The sequence below is a fragment of the Kitasatospora sp. NPDC097643 genome (assembly GCF_040302625.1).
GTDB lineage: Bacteria > Actinomycetota > Actinomycetes > Streptomycetales > Streptomycetaceae > Kitasatospora.
The window spans coordinates 26092-44046 of sequence record NZ_JBEOSA010000075.1 but is presented as its reverse complement, the minus strand read 5'-3'; the positions used below and the strand labels follow the sequence as shown (position 1 = coordinate 44046).

17 protein-coding genes are annotated in these 17955 nt (G+C 74.7%); 13 read left to right on the top strand and 4 right to left on the bottom strand.

The window, feature by feature from the left end:
• The first annotated feature begins 155 nt into the window (after nucleotides 1-155).
• From ABTY15_RS33880 to ABTY15_RS33865, 4 genes are all read left to right on the top strand, one after another.
• Nucleotides 156-809: a class I SAM-dependent methyltransferase gene (locus ABTY15_RS33880; RefSeq protein ID WP_350604288.1), complete on the top strand. Its 654-nt coding sequence runs from the start codon at nucleotides 156-158 to the stop codon at nucleotides 807-809.
• Nucleotides 810-977: 168 nt separating this feature from the next.
• Nucleotides 978-2249, top strand: coding sequence for a hypothetical protein (locus ABTY15_RS33875; RefSeq protein ID WP_350604281.1), 1272 nt, complete (start codon nucleotides 978-980; stop codon nucleotides 2247-2249).
• Between the two features lie 7 nt (nucleotides 2250-2256).
• Complete coding sequence (locus tag ABTY15_RS33870) at nucleotides 2257-3303, top strand: N-acetylmuramoyl-L-alanine amidase (RefSeq protein ID WP_350604279.1); 1047 nt, start codon at nucleotides 2257-2259, stop codon at nucleotides 3301-3303.
• Between the two features lie 196 nt (nucleotides 3304-3499).
• The gene (locus ABTY15_RS33865; protein ID WP_350604274.1) at nucleotides 3500-4417 is read left to right on the top strand and encodes a hypothetical protein; all 918 of its coding nucleotides are present in this window, start codon (nucleotides 3500-3502) and stop codon (nucleotides 4415-4417) included.
• Between the two features lie 89 nt (nucleotides 4418-4506).
• Here the strand turns inward: ABTY15_RS33865 and ABTY15_RS33860 are convergent, their stop codons facing one another.
• The 3 genes from ABTY15_RS33860 to ABTY15_RS33850 all read right to left on the bottom strand — a co-directional run bounded on the left by ABTY15_RS33860 (nucleotide 4507) and on the right by ABTY15_RS33850 (nucleotide 7772).
• Nucleotides 4507-5568 (bottom strand): prenyltransferase/squalene oxidase repeat-containing protein, encoded by a 1062-nt coding sequence (locus ABTY15_RS33860; protein WP_350604272.1) that lies wholly within the window; start codon nucleotides 5566-5568, stop codon nucleotides 4507-4509.
• Nucleotides 5565-6299 carry a class I SAM-dependent methyltransferase gene (locus ABTY15_RS33855; protein ID WP_350604267.1) on the bottom strand — a complete coding sequence of 245 codons (735 nt, stop codon included), beginning with the start codon at nucleotides 6297-6299 and terminating at the stop codon, nucleotides 5565-5567. Before ABTY15_RS33855 ends, ABTY15_RS33860 begins: the two co-directional genes overlap by 4 nt.
• 162 nt (nucleotides 6300-6461) lie before the next feature.
• On the bottom strand, nucleotides 6462-7772 hold the full coding sequence (locus tag ABTY15_RS33850; RefSeq protein WP_350604264.1) for a glycosyltransferase family 4 protein: 1311 nt from the start codon (nucleotides 7770-7772) through the stop codon (nucleotides 6462-6464).
• Between the two features lie 233 nt (nucleotides 7773-8005).
• Between ABTY15_RS33850 and ABTY15_RS33845 the strand changes: the two genes are divergently transcribed.
• The 9 genes from ABTY15_RS33845 to ABTY15_RS33805 all read left to right on the top strand — a co-directional run bounded on the left by ABTY15_RS33845 (nucleotide 8006) and on the right by ABTY15_RS33805 (nucleotide 16968).
• Complete coding sequence (locus tag ABTY15_RS33845) at nucleotides 8006-8623, top strand: TetR family transcriptional regulator (RefSeq protein ID WP_502893653.1); 618 nt, start codon at nucleotides 8006-8008, stop codon at nucleotides 8621-8623.
• A gap of 294 nt (nucleotides 8624-8917) precedes the next feature.
• Nucleotides 8918-10177 (top strand): SCO2321 family membrane protein, encoded by a 1260-nt coding sequence (locus ABTY15_RS33840; RefSeq protein WP_350604260.1) that lies wholly within the window; start codon nucleotides 8918-8920, stop codon nucleotides 10175-10177.
• Nucleotides 10174-10896, top strand: coding sequence for an SCO2322 family protein (locus ABTY15_RS33835; RefSeq protein WP_502893652.1), 723 nt, complete (start codon nucleotides 10174-10176; stop codon nucleotides 10894-10896). The genes ABTY15_RS33840 and ABTY15_RS33835 overlap by 4 nt, the downstream gene beginning before the upstream one ends.
• 57 nt (nucleotides 10897-10953) lie before the next feature.
• The gene (locus tag ABTY15_RS33830) at nucleotides 10954-12057 is read left to right on the top strand and encodes a CbiQ family ECF transporter T component (protein WP_350604257.1); all 1104 of its coding nucleotides are present in this window, start codon (nucleotides 10954-10956) and stop codon (nucleotides 12055-12057) included.
• Nucleotides 12054-13661, top strand: coding sequence for an ABC transporter ATP-binding protein (locus ABTY15_RS33825; protein WP_350604254.1), 1608 nt, complete (start codon nucleotides 12054-12056; stop codon nucleotides 13659-13661). Before ABTY15_RS33830 ends, ABTY15_RS33825 begins: the two co-directional genes overlap by 4 nt.
• A gap of 32 nt (nucleotides 13662-13693) precedes the next feature.
• Nucleotides 13694-14530, top strand: coding sequence for an ECF transporter S component (locus tag ABTY15_RS33820; RefSeq protein ID WP_350604252.1), 837 nt, complete (start codon nucleotides 13694-13696; stop codon nucleotides 14528-14530).
• Between the two features lie 63 nt (nucleotides 14531-14593).
• The gene (locus ABTY15_RS33815) at nucleotides 14594-15580 is read left to right on the top strand and encodes an RICIN domain-containing protein (RefSeq protein ID WP_350604248.1); all 987 of its coding nucleotides are present in this window, start codon (nucleotides 14594-14596) and stop codon (nucleotides 15578-15580) included.
• Nucleotides 15581-15636: 56 nt separating this feature from the next.
• Entirely contained in the window at nucleotides 15637-16269 is a 633-nt protein-coding gene (locus ABTY15_RS33810; RefSeq protein ID WP_350604246.1) for a hypothetical protein, read from the top strand.
• A gap of 150 nt (nucleotides 16270-16419) precedes the next feature.
• Nucleotides 16420-16968, top strand: a complete 549-nt coding sequence (locus ABTY15_RS33805) for a GNAT family N-acetyltransferase (RefSeq protein WP_350604244.1) — start codon at nucleotides 16420-16422, stop codon at nucleotides 16966-16968.
• Here ABTY15_RS33805 and ABTY15_RS33800 read toward each other — a convergent pair.
• Nucleotides 16956-17777, bottom strand: coding sequence for a helix-turn-helix domain-containing protein (locus tag ABTY15_RS33800; protein ID WP_350604242.1), 822 nt, complete (start codon nucleotides 17775-17777; stop codon nucleotides 16956-16958). The genes ABTY15_RS33805 and ABTY15_RS33800 overlap by 13 nt on opposite strands.
• Between the last annotated feature and the right edge of the window lie 178 nt (nucleotides 17778-17955).

The window sequence follows — 17955 nt, the reverse complement described above, 5'->3', positions numbered from 1 at the left end:
ACACTCCGCACCCGCGGACCGGCCGGCGGGGTGCTGTGGAATCCCGCCCCGGCCGACTTCCCACTCCGCGGCCATCGCCGCCGGCGGCGGTCGTACCGTGCAGTAGGGTCCGGGGCGAACCAGTTCGATTCCGCCCCGAGTGCGAGGAGCCACCGATGTCCGACCTGCTGGAGAGTGCCCGTCCGGCGGCCGAGGTGCTGGCGGCGTTCGAGGGCGCGACCGGGTTCATGCCGGTGGACGAGGGCCTGGCGCTGTACGCGGCCGCAGTGGCCGCGGCGCGGGCCACCGGGCTGCCGGTGCTGGAGATCGGGACGTACTGCGGGCGGTCGGCGATCCTGCTGGCGGCCGCGGCCCGGGAGACCGGCACGGTCGCCCTGACCGTGGACCACCACCGCGGTTCGGAGGAGCAGCAGCCCGGCTGGGAGTACCACGACCCGACGCTGGTCGACCCGGAGGTGGGGCTGATGGACACCCTGCCGCGGTTCCGCCGGGCACTGCACGCGGCCGGGCTGGAGGAGCACGTGGTCGCGCTGGTCGGCCGCTCGCCGCGGATCGCGGCGCTCTGGGGCCGGCCGCTGGGCCTGGTGTTCATCGACGGCGGGCACACCGACGAGCACGCCACCGGCGACTACGAGGGCTGGGTCCCGCACCTGGCGCCGGAGGGGCTGCTGGTGGTCCACGACGTGTTCCCGGAGCCGGCCGACGGCGGCCAGGCCCCGTACCGGGTGTACCTGCGGGCGCTCGCGGAGGGCTTCGAGGAGGTCTCGGTGACGGGTTCGCTGCGGGTCCTGCGGCGCACCGCCCGCTGACCGCCGCCGACCACCGCCGACCGCCACCCGCCTCCCCCAACCCGCCCCACAGCCGCGCACGGATGCTCTAACGTCGTGCCGGGGCTGTCGGGCGGGGATTCGAACGGTACGGTGTCCGCGCAGCACCAGGCAGAGCATCGATCGGCGGACGGTGGGGGCTAGCGGCACATGACGGACCAGCACAACAGCGCACCGGCGGTCTGGGATCCGACCGCGCGCGGCGGCGCGGGCGGCTGGGTGCGCGGCCCGCAGGGCCCGGACGCCGAACACGCCCCGAAGCCCGCCCCCACCGGCCCCGTCGCGCCCCCGCCGGCCCCGCCCGGCCCGGTCGCGCCCCCGCCGAGCCCGGTCGCGCCGCCGCCCGTCCCGGGCGCGGTCGGCGACCAGGGCCCGCCGCTGGCCGCCCGCCCGTACCTGGCCACCGCCCCCGGCTACGACGCGCCGACCGCGCCCGCCTTCCCGGGCGTCGCGCCGCCGCCCGCGCAGCCCCAGCGGCCGGCCGGCCCGCCGGTCACCCCGCCCGCCTCGGCCTTCCCCTCCCACGCGACCCCGCAGGCCCCCGGCCCCGGTTACGGCTACCCGCCCCAGCCGTACGGCGGCCCGCCCGGCCCCCCGCAGCCCGGGTACGGCCAGCCCCCGTACGGCCAGCCCGGCGCGTACCCGGCGCAGCCCGACTACCCCACCGACTACGCGGACCCGGACGACGACGACCGCCCGGGCAACCGGAAGGCGCCGCTGCTGATCGGCTTCGCGCTGCTGCTGGTGCTGGCGATCGGCGGCGGGCTGCTGCTGGCCACCAAGGACGGCGGCGACAAGAAGGACCAGGCCGCGCCGGCCCCCTCGGCCACCTCGGCGGCCTCCTCCGCGAACCCGCCGCCCGCACCGGCGCCGACCGGGACGGACGCCGCGGCAGGCAGCGCCACCACCGGCCCGGCCACCCCCAGCGGGACGCCGAGCCCGACCGCGAGCGGCGCCGGGCCCAATGCCAAGACCCAGGCGCAGGCGCTGGACGGCCTGCTCTCCGAGGGCGAGAACGCGAAGGCCCCGATCGGCAACGCGGTCGCCAAGGTGTCCAGCTGCCCGGCGAAGGCGGACATCGAGAGCGCGGCGCAGACCTTCGACAACGGCGCCAGGCAGCGCGACGACCTGATCCGCAAGCTGACCGGGATGACCGTCACCGACGTGCCGGGCGGCGCGGACGCGGTGGCGTCGCTGAAGTCCGCCTGGCAGCTGTCCGCCGACATCGACCGGGCGTACGCGGCCTGGGCCCGTTCGGTCGGCACCCAGGGCTGCTCGGGTTCGGCCCCGAACACCGCCGACAAGAAGCACGCCGACGAGCTCAACCCGCAGGCCACGCAGGCGAAGAAGGACTTCGTGGCCAAGTGGAAGCCGATCGCGGACAGCTTCGGCCTCACCCCGCGGACCCAGGACAGGATCTGACCCACCCGTGACCGGCACCACGCCCCGCCCGCCCCGCCGTTCCACCCTGCTGCGCGTCACCACGGTGGTGGGCGCGGCCGTTCCGCTGTGCACGGCGGCCTGGTTGGGCTGGCAGGCCCTCGACGGCCCGGCCACGGCCGCCTCCCCGGGCACCCCGGCCGCCGCCCACGCCCTTCCGCAGTCCGCGACCCCGCCGGGCACCACCGCGCCGGGTACCACCGCGCCCGGCAGCAGCACGCCCGGCGGCACCGCCCCCGCCACCGGATCGCCGGGCACGGACGCACCGACGCCCACGGACGCACCGACGTCCGGCGCACCGGCCACCGCCGGTACCGCCGGCACCGCTCCGACCGGGGCCGCCGTCTCCCTCACCGGCCGCACCGTCGTGATCGACCCCGGCCACAACCCGGGCAACGCCGCGCACACCACCGAGATCAACCGCCAGGTCGACATCGGCAACGGCCGCAAGGAGTGCGACACCACCGGCACCGAGACCAACGCCGGCTACACCGAGGCCGAGTACTCGCTGGACGTCTCCCGCCGGGCCCGCGCCATCCTGGCCGCCCGCGGCGCCACCGTGGTGCTGGTGCAGGACGGCGACCGCCCGTGGGGGCCGTGCATCGACGAGCGCGCCCGGGCCGGCGGCGAGGCCCACGCGGACGCGGCGGTCTCGGTGCACGGGGACGGCGGGCCGGCGAGCGGCAGCGGGTTCCACGTGATCCTGCCCGCCCGGGTGGTCGCCGGGAAGGCGAACAACTCTGCGATCGTCGAACCCTCGCACCGGCTCGGCCTGCTGCTGCGCGACCACTTCCACACCGCGACCGGCGAGCCGTACGCCGACTACACCGCGAACGCTGGGCTGGACACCCGCTCCGACCTGGGCGGGCTCAACCTTTCCACCGTCCCCAAGGTGTTCATCGAGTGCGGTAACATGCGCAACCCGGCGGACGCGAAGCGGATGACGGATCCTCAGTGGCGTCAACTGGCGGCCCAGGGGATCGCCGACGCGCTGACGGCGTTTCTGACCGATTCGGCCAATCAGGCGAAGCCGTAAGGGAGTTCCGGCCGGGTACCCGGACCAGGAACGACGCGTCCGGCCGACACGGTTTGCAACGACTTCGCCCCATTCCCGGTCCCGCCGTGCACCGGCGGGTCGGTTGGGCCTAGGCTTCTGGTCCGTTCGGGAGTTTCGGCCGGTCGGCCCGACCGCGCGAATCGCCGTCCACGACACGTCAACGAGGGGAACGTTAGTGAATCTGCGCGCTCTCACCAGGGGAGACGCCGCCGTCGGAGGCGCGGCCGTCCTGCTCTTCATCGCCTCCTTCCTGCCCTACTGGACCGTGAGCTGCAGCGGGGTGTACTGCGGGGGGCTCAACACCTCGCAGAACGCGTGGAGCACGGAGCTGTTCCCCATCCTGCCCTCGGTCTACCTGCTGGGCATCGCCGCCGCCGTGCTGATCCTGGTGCAGCGGTTCCAGGGCCCGGCCGGCGCCGGCCGTCAGGTGCTCGGCCTGCGGCTGGACCAGTGGGGCATCGCGTTCGCCGTCGCGGCGCTGTGGACCTCGATCTGGGCGCTCGGCGGTGGCTACGACGGCCCCAACATCAGCCACGGCTTCGGCGCCTGGCTGGGCTTCATCTCGCTGATCGTGCTCGCCGGTGCGGCCGCGGCCGGCCCGCTGGTGCCCGCGCTGAAGGCCCCGCTGGTCACCGACCGTCCGGCCGCCCCGTTCCAGGGCGGCTACCCGATGCCCGGCCAGCCGGGTCAGCCCGGTCAGCCCGGCCAGTACGGTTACCCGGCCCCGGGCCAGGACCCGAACCAGGCCCCGGCGTTCGGCGGCCAGCCGGGCGGCTACGGCTACCCGGCCGGCGGTCAGCCGCAGCCGGCGCAGCCCGGCCAGCCGCAGGACGCCGGCGTCCCGGCCCCGCAGCCGACCCCGGCCGCGCAGCCGCAGCCGGGCCCGGCGGCCGACTTCACGCCGTTCTGGTTCGCCGTCCCGGCCCCGCGTCAGCTGGCGCCGAAGGACAACCCGGCCGGCGCCCCGGTCGGCGACCTGGTGCCCGGCACCTGGTACCTGGCGGTCGAGCAGCGCGGCACCGCGCTGGTCGCCCAGCTCCAGGACGGCACCCAGGGCCTGCTGGCCGACACCTCGGGCATCCAGCGCGGCTGACGCCCGTACAGCCCGTACGACACACCGCGAAGGGGCGGGACCGGATCTCTCCGGTCCCGCCCCTTCGGCGTGCGTGCGTCGTGCTGTCGTCAGCAGCAGTCCTGGACCACCAGCCCGGCGGGCAGCTGCTCCCCGCCGAACACGGCGACCGTCGCCGGGTCGCCGCCGAGCGCCGCCACCGCGAGCAGCAGCGCGCCGGCCGTCCAGGTGGTGCGCTCCTCCGGCCAGATCGCGTCGTCCTCGAAGACGTACCCGGTCCAGTACGAGCCGTCCTCGTGCCGCAGGTGCTTCTGGATCCAGCGCAGGATGTCCACCGCACGGTCGGACTCGCCGACCGCCCAGAGCGCGAGGGCCAGTTCGGCGCTCTCGCCGCCGGTCACCCACGGGCGGTCGCTGACGCAGCGCACGCCGAGGCCGGGGACGACGAAGCGGTCCCAGTCCCGGTCGATCCGGGCCAGGGCGGCCTCGCCACGCAGGCCGGTGCCGAGCACCGGGTAGTACCAGTCCATCGAGTAGCGGTCCTTGTCGAGGAACCGCTCGGGGTGGTGGGCGATGGCGTGCCGCAGCCGGCCGGCCGCGAGCTCCCAGTCGGGCTGCGGCTCCTCCAGGTACTCGGCGATGGCCAGGCCGCAGCGCAGCGCGTGCAGGATGCTGGACGAGCCGGTGAGCAGTGCCTCCCCGGTGGCGGTGCCGTCCTCGTCGAGGCGCCAGGCGATCGGGCCGCCGGGCAGCCGCAGGCCGACGATGAAGTCCAGGGCGCGCCGGACCACCGGCCACATCCACTCCAGGAAGTGGTCGTCGCCGGTGCTGAGGTGGTGGTGCCAGACCCCGACGGCCACGTAGGCGCAGAAGTTGGTCTCCTTGGCCCGGTCGGTGACCACGCCGTCGGTGTAGGCGGAGTACCAGGAGCCGTCCGGGTTCTGGTTCGCGGCGAGCCAGCGGTAGGCGGCCTCGGCGGCGGCGTGCTCGCCGGCCGTGTCGAGGGCCATCGCGGCCTCGGTGTGGTCCCACGGGTCCAGGTGGTGGCCGGTGAACCACGGTATGGCGCCGTCGGGGCGCTGCTCGGCCAGGATGCTGCGGACGGTGCCGGCCGCCTGCTCGGCGTCGAGCACCCCGTCGAGCAGCAGCACCTCGGGGACGGCGGCGGTCATGCCTTCGCCCGCTGGGGCTTCGAGGCGTAGGCGACGAAGCTCTTGCCGATGACCGGGTTGAGCGCCCGCTCGGCGGCCTTGGTGAGGGTGCTGATCACCGGGGTGCCGACGATGTCCCAGACCAGCAGCTGGTGGTAGGCCTTGACCGGCAGCGCCTTGTCGTTGTTCACGCCGACCGCGCACTTGATCCACCAGTACGGCGAGTGCAGCGCGTGCGCGTGGTGGGTACCGTACGGCTCCAGGCCGGCGTCCTTGAGCTTGCCGAGGAGTTCGTCGCCCCGGTAGATCCGGATGTGGCCGCCCTCGACCTCGTGGTACTCGTCGGACAGCGCCCAGCAGATCTTCTCGGGCAGCCAGCGCGGCACGGTGACGGCGAGCAGCCCGCCGGGCTTGAGGACCCGGAACATCTCGTTGAGCACGCCCTTGTCGTCCGGTATGTGCTCCATCACCTCGGAGATGATGATCTTGTCGAAGTACTCGTCCTCGAACGGCAGCGCCAGCGCGTTGCCCTCCATCGCGACCGCCGACGCGCCCTCGGGGGCCTCACCGGCCTGCTCCATCGCGGCGAACCACTTCTTGACCTCGGCGATCTCCTCGGTGTTCTGGTCGAGGGCGATCACGTTGGCACCGCGGCGGTAGCACTCGAACGCGTGCCGGCCCCCGCCGCAGCCCAGGTCGAGCACCCGGTCGCCGGGGGCGAGCGGGAAGCGCGAGAAATCGACGGTCAGCACTGCAGGGCTCCCATTCCTTTTGCTACCAAGCGATTTGCTACCAAACGACGGTGACGCTTCGTCGGATCGACCCGACCCGGGGTCGGCGCCGGACTCGGGACCGGACTCCGGACCGAAGGCGCCGGGGTCGGCACCGGACCCGCGGCCGGCACCGGGCCCGACTCAGGGCACGTACCGCCAGCCCGGCCCGGAGCGGGCCCGGGCGCCGGCACCGGTGGCGATCGCCGCGCGGTAGGCCTCGGCGGTCAGTTCGGCGGCCCGCTCCCAGGTGAACCGGGCGAGCACCCGCTCCCGTCCGGCCGCGCCGAGCTCGGCGCGCAGCCGCGGGTCGTCCAGCAGCCGGCCGAGCGCCGCCGCCAGCGCGTCCGCCTCCCCCGGCGGCACCGCCAGACAGGTCTCGCCGTCCGGCCCGGCCACCTCGGGGATCGCACCGCCGGTGGTGGCCACCAGCGGGGTGCCGGTGGCCATCGCCTCGGCGGCGGGCAGCGAGAAGCCCTCGTACAGCGACGGCACGCAGGCCACCTCGGCCGAGCGGTAGAGGTCGACCAGCTCCTGGTCGGTCAGGCCGCTGCGGAACTCGATGTGCTCCGCCAGCCCGAAGCGGCGCACCGCGTCGGCGACCGGCCCGTCCTCCTTCTGCGGCTTGCCGACCACCACCAGGTGCGCGTCCCGCTCGGTCCGCACCTTGGCCAGCGCCTCGACCAGGTACACCAGGCCCTTGAGCGGGACGTCCGCGCTGGAGGTGGTGACGATCCGGCCGGGGACGCGGGCGACGGACTCGGACGGCGACCAGAGCCGGGTGTCGGCGCCGATCGGCACCACCGAGATCGCGCCCGGCGCGGCGCCCAGGTGCTCGGCGATCTCGCGCTGCGAGGTGCCGGAGACGGTGATCACGTGGTCCAGGCGGGCGGCGACCCGACGCTGCATCCGGGTGAAGGCGTACCAGCGGCGCAGCGAGAGCCGCTTGAGCCGGGTGGTGGCCGCGTCCAGCTCCAACTGCCGGTCCACGGTGATCGGGTGGTGGATCGTGGTGACCAGCGGGAAGCCGTGCCGGGCCAGGCCGAGCAGGCCGTAGCCGAGGGTCTGGTTGTCGTGCACCACGTCGTAGCGGCCCTTGTGCCGGGCCAGGTACTGACGGGCCCGCAGCGAGAAGGTCAGCGGCTCGGGGAAGCCGCCGGTGCGCATGGTGGCGAACTCCAGCACGTCCACCGGGCCGCGGAACTCGCCGCGGGCGGGCGTGCGGAACGGGTCGTCGGCGCGGTAGAGGTCCAGGCTGGGCAGTTCGACCAGGCGCACCGAGCCGGGGCCCTCGACCTCGTCCAGCACGGGGTACGGCTGGGCACCGATCACGTCCACGTGGTGGCCGAGCCTGGCCAGCTCGCGGGAGAGGTGCCGTACGTACACGCCCTGACCGCCGCAGAAGGGGTCCCCGCGGTACGACAGCAGGGCAATCCGCAGCGGCTGCGCGGTCATCCTCGGGCCCTCATCTCTAGCTGCTATCTGTGCTGGCGGTCGCTAAAGTAGATCAGGTTTCAGTGGGTGTGGAACTCGTCATCGACCATGTGAACAATGAGAGACCTCGAAGATACCGGCCCGTAGCTTCCGCTCAGGAGCCAGGGCTGGTGATTCCCGCCACGCCGAGCCAGCCGATCTTTGTGGAGCACGCCGCCACCCACGCGCCCCGGGAGCACTCCTTGCCGCCGCCGATCACGCCCCTGAGCCCGACCGCGCCCTCCCCCGCACAGCCCGGCGAGCCCCCGCTGACCGCCCGCCAGGCCGAGCGCCGGCGGCGGATCCTGCGGGCGGCCACCGCGCTGGCCGCCCGGGGCGGGTACGACGCGGTGCAGATGCGGGAGGTCGCGGAGAGCGCGCAGGTCGCCCTCGGCACGCTCTACCGGTACTTCCCGTCCAAGGTGCACCTGCTGGTCGCGGTCATGCTGGAGCAGTTGCAGGGCCTCCAGGAGCACATCCGGCGGCACCCGCCCACCGACCCGGAACCGGCGCCGCGGGTCGCCGACACGCTCACCCGGGCGTTCCACGCGCTGCAACGCGAGCCGCTGCTGGCCGAGGCGATGGTCCGGGCGCTGTCCTTCGCGGACCGCTCGGTCGGGGCCGAGGTCGACCAGGTCAGCGTCGCCACCGGACAGCTCATCCTCGACGCCATCGGCCAGTCCGGGCCGCCCAGCGAGAGCCAGCGCGCGGCGGTGCGGGTGATCGAGCACACCTGGCACTCCGCGCTCGTCGCCTGGCTCTCCGGCCGCGCCTCGATCGCCGAGGTCCGGGCCGACCTGCAGACCGCCGCCCGGCTGCTCACGCTGCCCTGACTGGAACCTGTTCCTGCGGCGGTTCCGGCGGCGGCGGCCGGGGCGCGCAGAGCGGTTAGAGTCGACGGGCGAAACAACTGCATCCCGCTCCTCCACCGGGGGAAGCCGGTGCGAAACCGGCACTGACCCCGCAACCGTGAGCCCGCACCCCCACCCCGGGGCCGGGCGAGTCGGACCGCCCGGGGAGGCGCGAGCGGCCAGTCCGGGCCCGCCCCATCGCGCGCCCGGCACCGTCGAGGACTACGGAACGGCCCCGCCGGGCCACCACCGCTCACCGAAAGGCACACCTCCACCATGCTGACCGCCGCCCGCCTGGGCGCCGCCGCCCTGTCCGCCGCGCTGCTCACCGGCGCCGCCGCCGCACCGGCCCTCGCCGACAGCCCCGCGCCGACCGCCGGTTCGCCGACCGCTGCGGCCGTCCCCGAGGGGCTGTACGGCAAGAGCGACCCGACGTACGACGGCGTCTGGCGGCAGTCCCTCGCGCTGACCGCCCTCGCGGCCGCCAAGGTCACCCCGGCCGACTCGGCCGTCGGCTGGCTCACCGGACAGCAGTGCGAGGACGGCGGCTGGCCCTCCTACCGGGCCGCCGGCGCGGCCTGCGACGCCAAGACCGAGGACAGCAACGCCACCGCCGTCGCCATCCAGGCCCTCGTCGCGCTCGGCGGGCACCAGGACGCCGTCGACAAGGGCGTCCAGTGGCTCAAGGCCAACCAGAACGCCGACGGCAGCTGGGCCTACAACCCCGGCAGCCCGGGCGACGCCAACTCCACCGGACTCGCCGTCAACGCCCTGTTCGCCGCCAAGACCGACCCGGCGGGCGTCGCCAAGGCCGGCAAGAACGCCTTCGACGGGCTCGCCCTCTACCAGCTCGGCTGCGCCGCCGCCCCCGAGCAGCGCGGCGCCTTCGGGTACCAGCCGGCCCCCGACGGCGCCCTCGCCCCCAACGGCCTCGCCACCGCCCAGGCCTCGCTCGCGGCCGCCGGCGGCCACCTCCCGGTCGCCACCACCGTCCGCGCCGACGCCGCGCCCAAGGCCCTGAACTGCCCGGCCGGTTCGGCCACCACGGCGGTGTCGCACGCCGACTCGGCCGAGGCCGTCGGCGCGTACCTGACCACCCAGCTCGGCACGGGCGACAACCACCTCACCCTCACCCTCCCGGGTGCCGCCCCCACCCCCGACTACACCGGCACCGCCTGGGCCGCCCTCGGCCTCATCCAGAGCGGCCACCCGCAGCAGGCCACCGGCGCCGTCGACTGGCTCGCCAAGGAGGGCGCCACCTGGACCAAGGGCGGCACCGACGCGGCCGCCACCGCCAGCCTGCTGCTCGTCGACCAGGCCGCCCAGCGCGACACCGCCGCCCTCACCGGCCAGCTGACCGCCCTCGGCCCCGCCCCGAAGGCCACCACCACCGCGGCCACCACCACCGCCGCCGAGGAGGAGGGGAAGAGCAGCGACGGCTTCGGCCAGTACTGGCTGATCATCGTCGGCCTCGCCATCGGCATCGGCGGCGGCCTCCTCCTCAGCCTCCAGCGCAAGCGCGGCGCCAAGCTGTGACCCCCCACGCCCCGGCAGGCACCACCCCCCGCCGGGCCGCACCCTGCGGCCCGGCGGGGCGGCGTCGGGCCGGCCGGGTGCTGACGGCGTGCCTGGCCGGGGGGTTGCTGCTGCTCGCGGCCGCTGCGCCGGCGCAGGCCGCGGGGTACCGGTACTGGTCGTTCTGGCGGGGCAGTGGCAGCGGGTGGCTGTACCAGCAGCAGGGCCCGGCGGTGTACGTGCCGCCGGACGGGGCCGTGGACGGGTGGCGGTTCGCGGTGAGTCCGGACGGCGGGCAGGATGCCGCCCGGCCCCGCTCGGACGCCGGCTTCGCGACCGTCTGCGCGGTCACGCCCGCCCAGCAGGGCCGCAAGCGGGTCGCCGTCGTCCTGGACTTCGGTTCGGCCGCCGACGCCGGCTCCGCCGAGCAGCCGCCCGCGGAGCGGACCGTCTGCGCCGTCGTCCCGACCACCGCCAGCTCGGCCGAGGTGCTGGCGACCGTCGCCCCGCCGCTGCGCTACGACACCAACGGCCTGCTCTGCGCCATCGCCGGCTACCCGAAGGCGGGTTGCGGCGAGCAGCTCGGCGCCGGCGCGCAGCCGAAGACCACCTCCGCCGGCGGCACCGAGCGCAACAACAACGCCGACGGCCCGGACATCGGCCTGGCCGCCGGGGGCGCGCTGATCGCCGCACTCGCCGGCGGCGCCCTCTGGCAGACCCGCCGTCGCCGCACCCCCTGAGCCCACACCCCCTGAGCCCACACCTCCTGAGCCCGCACCCCCTCACCTGGACCACCCGTGACCACAGCCCGCAGCACCCGCCCACCCACCGGCCCCCGCCAACTGCACCCCGGGGCCTGGTGGTTGTGGGCGCTCGGGCTGGGCGCGGCGGCCACCCGGACCACCAACCCGGTGCTCCTGCTGCTGCTCGCCGCCGTCGCCGGGTACGTGGTCGCGGCACGGCGCGGCGATGCGCCGTGGTCGCGTTCGTACGGCGCGTTCCTGCGCCTGGGCCTGCTCGTGCTCGGCATCCGGCTGCTCTTCGCCGTGTTCCTGGGCTCGCCCGTCGCCGGCACCCACGTGCTGTTCACGCTGCCCGAACTGCCGCTCCCCGCCTGGGCGCAGGGGGTGCGGATCGGCGGCCGGGTAACGGTCGAGGGCCTGCTCGCCGCGCTGTACGACGGGTTGCGACTGGCGACCCTGCTGGTCTGCGTGGGTGCCGCCAACGCCCTTGCCAGTCCGGCCCGTTTGCTGCGCGCGCTGCCCGGCGCGCTCTACGAGGCGGGGGTGGCGGTGGTGGTGGCGATGACCTTCGCCCCGAACCTGGTCGCGGATGTCCGCCGGCTGCGCGCCGCCCGTCGCCTGCGCGGCCGCAACGACCGGGGCGTCGCCGCCGTGCTGAGCGTCGGACTCCCGGTGCTGGAGGGCGCGTTGGAGCGCTCGGTGGCGCTGGCCGCCGCGATGGACACCCGCGGGTTCGGCCGTACCGCCGACGTCCCGCGCCGACTGGCCCGCCTCACCGCCGGGTTGACCCTGGCCGGCCTGCTCGGGGTCTGCCTGGCCGCGTACGGGCTGCTGACCGCCGGGGGTGCGGGCTGGGCCCTGCCGGTCCTGCTGCTCGGCGTGGCGTCGGCGTTCACCGGCCTCCTCCTCGGCGGTCGACGCTCCGCCAGGACCCGTTACCGGCCGGATCCTTGGGCGCTGCCCGAGTGGCTGACCGCCGGTTCGGGCGCCGCCGTCGCGGCCCTGACCGTCCACCTCTCCGGCCTCGATCCGGCCGCCTTCGCCCCGACCGTCGTCCCGCCGTCCGTCCCCGTGCTGCCACTGGCCGCCGTGCTGGCCGTCCTGCTCGGCCTGGTGCCGGCGTTCGCCGCCCCGATCCCGCCCCGGAGGGCATCGTGATCACCTTCGAGCAGGTCTCCGTCCGGTACCCGGACGCCGCCGCAGCCGCGATCGACGGGGTCGACCTGACCGTCCCGGAGGGCGAACTCTGCCTGCTGGTGGGCCCGTCGGGCTCCGGCAAGTCCACCCTGCTCGGTACGGTCAGCGGACTCGTCCCGCACTTCACCGGCGGCACCCTGCACGGCCGGGTCACCGTCGGCGGCCGGGACACCCGCGCACACCGGCCGCGTGAACTCGCCGACCTGGTCGGCACGGTGGGCCAGGATCCGCTCGCACACTTCGTCACGGACACCGTCGAGGACGAACTCGCCTACGGCATGGAGTCATTGGGGCTACCCGCGGACGTCATGCGGCGCCGGGTCGAGGAGACCCTCGACCTGCTCGGCCTCGCCGACCTGCGCGACCGCGCCCTGACCTCGCTCTCCGGCGGCCAGCAGCAGCGGGTGGCGATCGGCTCGGTACTGACCGTCCACCCGCGCGTGCTGGTCCTGGACGAGCCGACTTCGGCGCTGGACCCGGGCGCGGCGGAGGAGGTGCTGGCCGTCCTCCAGCGCCTGGTGCACGATCTCGGCACCACCGTGCTGATGGCCGAGCACCGCCTGGAGCGGGTGGTCCAGTACGCCGACCAGGTGCTGCTGCTCACCCCGGGCGCCCCGCCCGTGCTCGGCGAACCGGCCGAGGTGATGGCGCACTCGCCGGTGCACCCGCCGGTGGTCGGCCTCGGCCGGCTGGCGGGCTGGCGGCCGCTGCCGCTGTCCGTCCGGGACGCCCGCCGCAAGGCCGGGCCGCTGCGGGACCGCCTGGACGGCCACCGCCCGGCGACCACCGGCACCCCGATCGCCACCGACACCCCGATCGCCACCGTCGACCGGCTCGCGGTGCGGCGCGGCCCGGTCCAGGCGCTGCGCGGCGTCGACCTGGCCGTCCGGCCCGGCGAGATCACCGCCCTGATGGGCCGCAACGGCGCCGGCAAGTCCACCCTGCTGGGCAGCCTGGTCGGCCTGCACGAGCCCGCCGCCGGCAGCGTCCGGGTGGGCGGCCGCACCCCGCACCGCACCCGGCCCGCCGAGCTGATCCGCGAGGTCGGCCTCGTCCCGCAGGACCCGCGCGACCTGCTGTACGGGGAGACCGTCGCCGCCGAGTGCACCGCCGCCGACGCCGACGCGGGCGCCGCCGGCGGCACCTGCCGGGCCCTGGTCGAGCGGCTGCTGCCCGGCATCGCCGACGCCGCCCACCCGCGCGACCTCTCCGAGGGCCAGCGGCTGACCCTGGCGCTGGCCGTCGTCCTCACCGCCCGGCCCCCGCTGCTGCTGCTCGACGAACCGACCCGCGGCCTCGACTACGCCGCCAAGGCCCGGCTGGTGGAGATCCTGCGCGACCTCGCGGCCGAGGGGCACGCCGTCCTGCTGGCCACCCACGACGTCGAGCTGGCCGCCGAACTCGCCCACCGCACGGTGATCCTGGCCGAGGGCGAGGTGGTCGCGGACGGCCCGACGGCGGAGGTGGTGGTCTCCTCGCCCGCCTTCGCGCCGCAGGTGGCCAAGGTGCTCGCGCCCGGGCCGTGGCTGACCGTCCGGCAGGTCGCGGAGGCGCTGGGCGCATGAACTCCCGCATGAACGACCGTATGAACAACGGTATGAACGACCGCCCCGTCCCGCTCGGCCGCCGGTCGGTCGCGACCCTGCTGCTGGTGTCGTCCGTCGGCGTCGCCGCCTTCGGCTGGCCGCTGCTGGCCTCGACGAAGTCCGCCCTGGTCGGCCACGCCACCGACGCCCCCTGGCTGTTCGCGCTGCTCCTCCCGCTGCTCCTCGCCGTCGTCGTCGCCCAGATCTCCGAGGGCCGCTCGGCGGGCGGCGGCGCGCCCGGTCTGGACGCCAAGTCCGTCGCCCTGCTCGGCGTGCTGGCGGCCGCGGGCGCGGCCCTGCGCCCGCTCGGCGCGGGCACGGCCGGCCTGGAGCCGATGTTCTTCCTGATGATCCTGTCGGGGCGGGTGCTCGGCCCGGGCTTCGGCTTCGTCCTCGGTGCCCTGTCGATGTTCGCCTCCGCCCTGCTCACCGGCGGCGTCGGGCCCTGGCTGCCGTTCCAGATGCTCGCGATGGGCTGGGTCTGCCTCGGCGCCGGGCTGCTCCCCGGGGCGGCCTCCCTGCGCGGCCGCCGCGAACTCGCCCTGCTCGCCGGCTACGGCGCCCTGTCGGCCGTCCTCTACGGCACGATCATGAACCTCCAGGGCTGGCCGTACATCGCGGGCCTCGCCGGCTCCATCTCCTTCGTCCCCGGCGACCCGCTGCCCGCCAACCTGGTCCGCTTCGCCGCCTACTGCCTCACCACGTCGCTGGGTTGGGACCTCCCCCGCGCCGCCCTCACCGTCGTCCTCTGCCTCACCCTCGGCACCCCGGTGCTGCGCGCCCTGCGCCGCGCCACCCGCCGGGCCGCCTTCGACGCGCCGGTGAACTTCCGCCCGCCAGGCGGGTGAACTGCGCTCCCCGCTCGCGCCGTCGGCCTCCCACACTCCCGTTCGTCCACGATCATCTCGACCGTGATCCGAACCCTCGCCCGCACCACGACCGTGGCCACGCTCTCCCTGGGCCTCGCCACCGCGCTCGCCTCCCCCGCCGCAGCCGTCACCTTCATCGGCCGCGACGTCCCGACGACCGTCACCATCGCGCCCGGCCAGACCGCTCCGGTGCCGTGGACGTACCAGAACACCGGCGGCGCCGGGCTCCTGCCGCCGTCCGGCATGACCGCGATCTTCACCGCCCCCGGCAACACCACCTTCCCCGCGCAGTCCACCGTCGCCACCGAGTACAGCGGCGACGGCTCGTCCTGGGGCGTCAACAACGTCGGCCTGCGGGGCTGCACACTCAGCAACGGCAACCGGACGCTGACCTGCGAGGGCTACGGCCTCAACGGCGCCAACAGCGGCTGGCCGGCCCGGGGTTACTTCCGCTTCTCGCCGCGCGTCACCGTGGACGCCACCGCCCCGGCCAACACCACCCTCGCGCCCGGCAACGGCAGCTTCCGCTACACCAACCCGGGCAGCGGCACCCAGTACACGATCACCGACGGCACCCTCAACGTCGCCACCCCGCCCCGGGTGCCGACCGGCATGTGCCTGGACGTCGGCAGCACCCGCTTCAACGCCGACAACGCCCGGATCTGGCAGTGCCTCGACCACCCCAACCAGCGCTTCGTCCTCGACGAAGGGCGGGTCAAGGTCGCGGACACCGTCGGCACCGGTACGGAGATGTGCCTCGACGCCGACAACACCGGCGAGAACGGCGACAACGTCCGCATCTGGGCCTGCGAGTACTCCCGGGCCGCCATCGCCAACCAGACCTGGCTGCTGAGGCAAGGCTCCTTCGTCCTCCAGTCGACCGTCGGCACCGCGAAGGAGATGTGCCTCGACGTCGGCGGCACCCGCGCCAACGGCGACAACGCCTTCCTCTACGAGTGCGGCGCCACCGACCCCAACCAGAAGTTCGTCGTCGACGGCGGCTACATCAAGGTCCGCGACACCCTCTGAGCCCGCCTGCCCTTAGGGTGATCACTCGCAACCACGCGCCAGAACCGGGGGTCCCAGTGTCCGACGAACCTTTCGACACCACCGACGACGATGACGAGGACGAGGCTCCCTGGATCGTCGCGACCTGCCCCGTCTCGCCCGAACTGGCCGCCCAGATCGTCGAGATGACGAAGCTCGACTGGGAGGACCCCGAGCTCACCGAGCAGGCCATGGTCTCCGCCGGCTGGCGCTCCACCGGCGACTACCTGGGCGACCTCAACGAGAAGGCGTACACGCCCGCAGGCCACCTGGTCCACGGCGACGACTGCTTCGCGATGCCGTTCGCGTACGAGTACCACGTGCACCCCGACGGGGCGATCACCGAGGACTACTGGGGTGAGCAGCCCGGCTGGCAGAGCCACATCGACCCGCCGGATGACGCCTTCGACGCCCAACTCGACGCGGTTGCCGCCCAGTTCACCACCCTGCTCGGCCCGCCCGACCACGACGTCACGCACGAATCCCACCCGGACTTCGACTACCGCTGGCGGTACCGCATCTGGCGCCGGGGCGACAACCTGCTCGTCGTCGCCCCGGGGCTGGACGAGTTCTCGTACTCCCAGTTCGAGCACGCCTTCGTCCAGATCCGCCCCCTCCCGGCGGACGCCCCGCTCCCGCCCGCCTCCGAGCTGCCCGACTTCCTCTGGTAGTCAGCGCTGACGGTCTCGGGGGGGGGACCGGGCATCGAGTGCCGCCTGCCGGCTCGGCCGGTAGGCGGGCAGCGTCGCGGACGAGGTCACCAGGTCCGCCGGGACGTAAAGCGGTGGACAGTCCGCCGCCTCCGGGCGACCATCTCCGCGATGAACGATGAACTTCGCTCCGTCCCCAAGCGCGTCCGCTTCGTAGAGCTCAACGCAAAGGCACTGCGGGCACTTGCCGACGGCGACCTCGCCGGCGCCAGCACCGAGGCCGGCGTCGCCCTTGACGAACACTTCGTCAGCGACCGGGCCCGCGGAATCTTCGGCTATCGCGCCGATCAGCTCGCCAAAGACCCGTCTGCCGCGCCCTGGATCACGCGGGCCGCAGTCTCCGAGCCGGACGGGACCGTCATCGGCGACGCCGGGTTCCACGGGCCGCCGGACGAGGCCGGCATGGTCGAGGTCGGCTACTCAGTCGTGCCCGGGTACCGCCGCCAGGGATACGCCCGCGCCATGCTGACGGCACTGCTCGTCAGGGCCGCCGCCGAACCCGGTGTCCGGACCGTGCGGGCCAGGATCCGATCCGACAACGCGGCCTCCCTGGCCACCATCGCGGGCTTCGGCTTCACGCGCGTCGGCGAGCAGGGGAACGAGCGCGACGGGATCGCATTCGTCCTCGAGGTCCCGGCAGACGCGATTCAGGCCGCGTAGCCCGCCGCCGCCCGACACGACGCACACACCTGCCCGGCACCCTCGACGGGCCGCCCGCACATCCCGTCCCGCCCGGGACACTCATGTCGGCGCTGCCCGTGGCCGTGGCGCCGGGCCGCCGGAACGGGCGGCACCTTCGCAATCCGCCCCGCAAGGATCGCCCCCACGCTGTGCGTGACCTTCTCGGGCAGCGGCGCGCCAAGGATCCCGGTCAACGCATCCCGGGTCCAGCCGCCGGCCAGCAACCCTTCGACCCGCGCGGCCTGATCGCTCAACGGCTTCCCGGCCAAGGCCATCTGCGGGTCGCGGCGCCCGAGTTCGAGCAGCAGCGCCATCCCGGCCGTCACCTTCCCTGCGGACGGAGGGACGGAGGGCTCTTCTGCTTCCTTCTCGGTCACTACCTTCCCGGAAGGGCTTCCCGCCTTCCCGGCGCCTGCCACCCCAGCTCCAGGCCCACCGGCGGCCGGTGACACGGGAAGCGGCGGCACCGTGTGAACCGCCTTGCCCACCACCGGCACCTCGTGAACGGACACCGTCGTCCGCACCTGCCCCGTCACCGGATCGCGCAACGTCCGACGGACGTAGTGCCCCGCTGCCTCCAGCTCCCGCAGCGCCCGCGCCACCGTCGTCCGCCCCTCGACGCTCTTCGCCGCCAGCGTGCGCACGTCCTCCCGCGCTCCGTCCGGCAGGCTGAGCAGGTAGCTCAGCAGCCCACGCGCCGCCCACGACAGCGAGTGCTTCCGTACGACATGCCCGTTGTCCAGGATCGTGTACCCGGGCGCATGCCGAGGGATACGATGAATCTGCATCTTGGAGTGTCTCCTCCTGGTGCCATACCCCGGGGTGTTCCAGCACCGCCGGGGTTACTCATTGCCGCGCATCGCGAACCTGCGCATCGCAATGCTCACCGTAATGCGCCAACGAAGCGTCAAACCCACACTCACATCACCCATTCGGGCGGCGCCAGCGCACACCACCGGCGCGCCC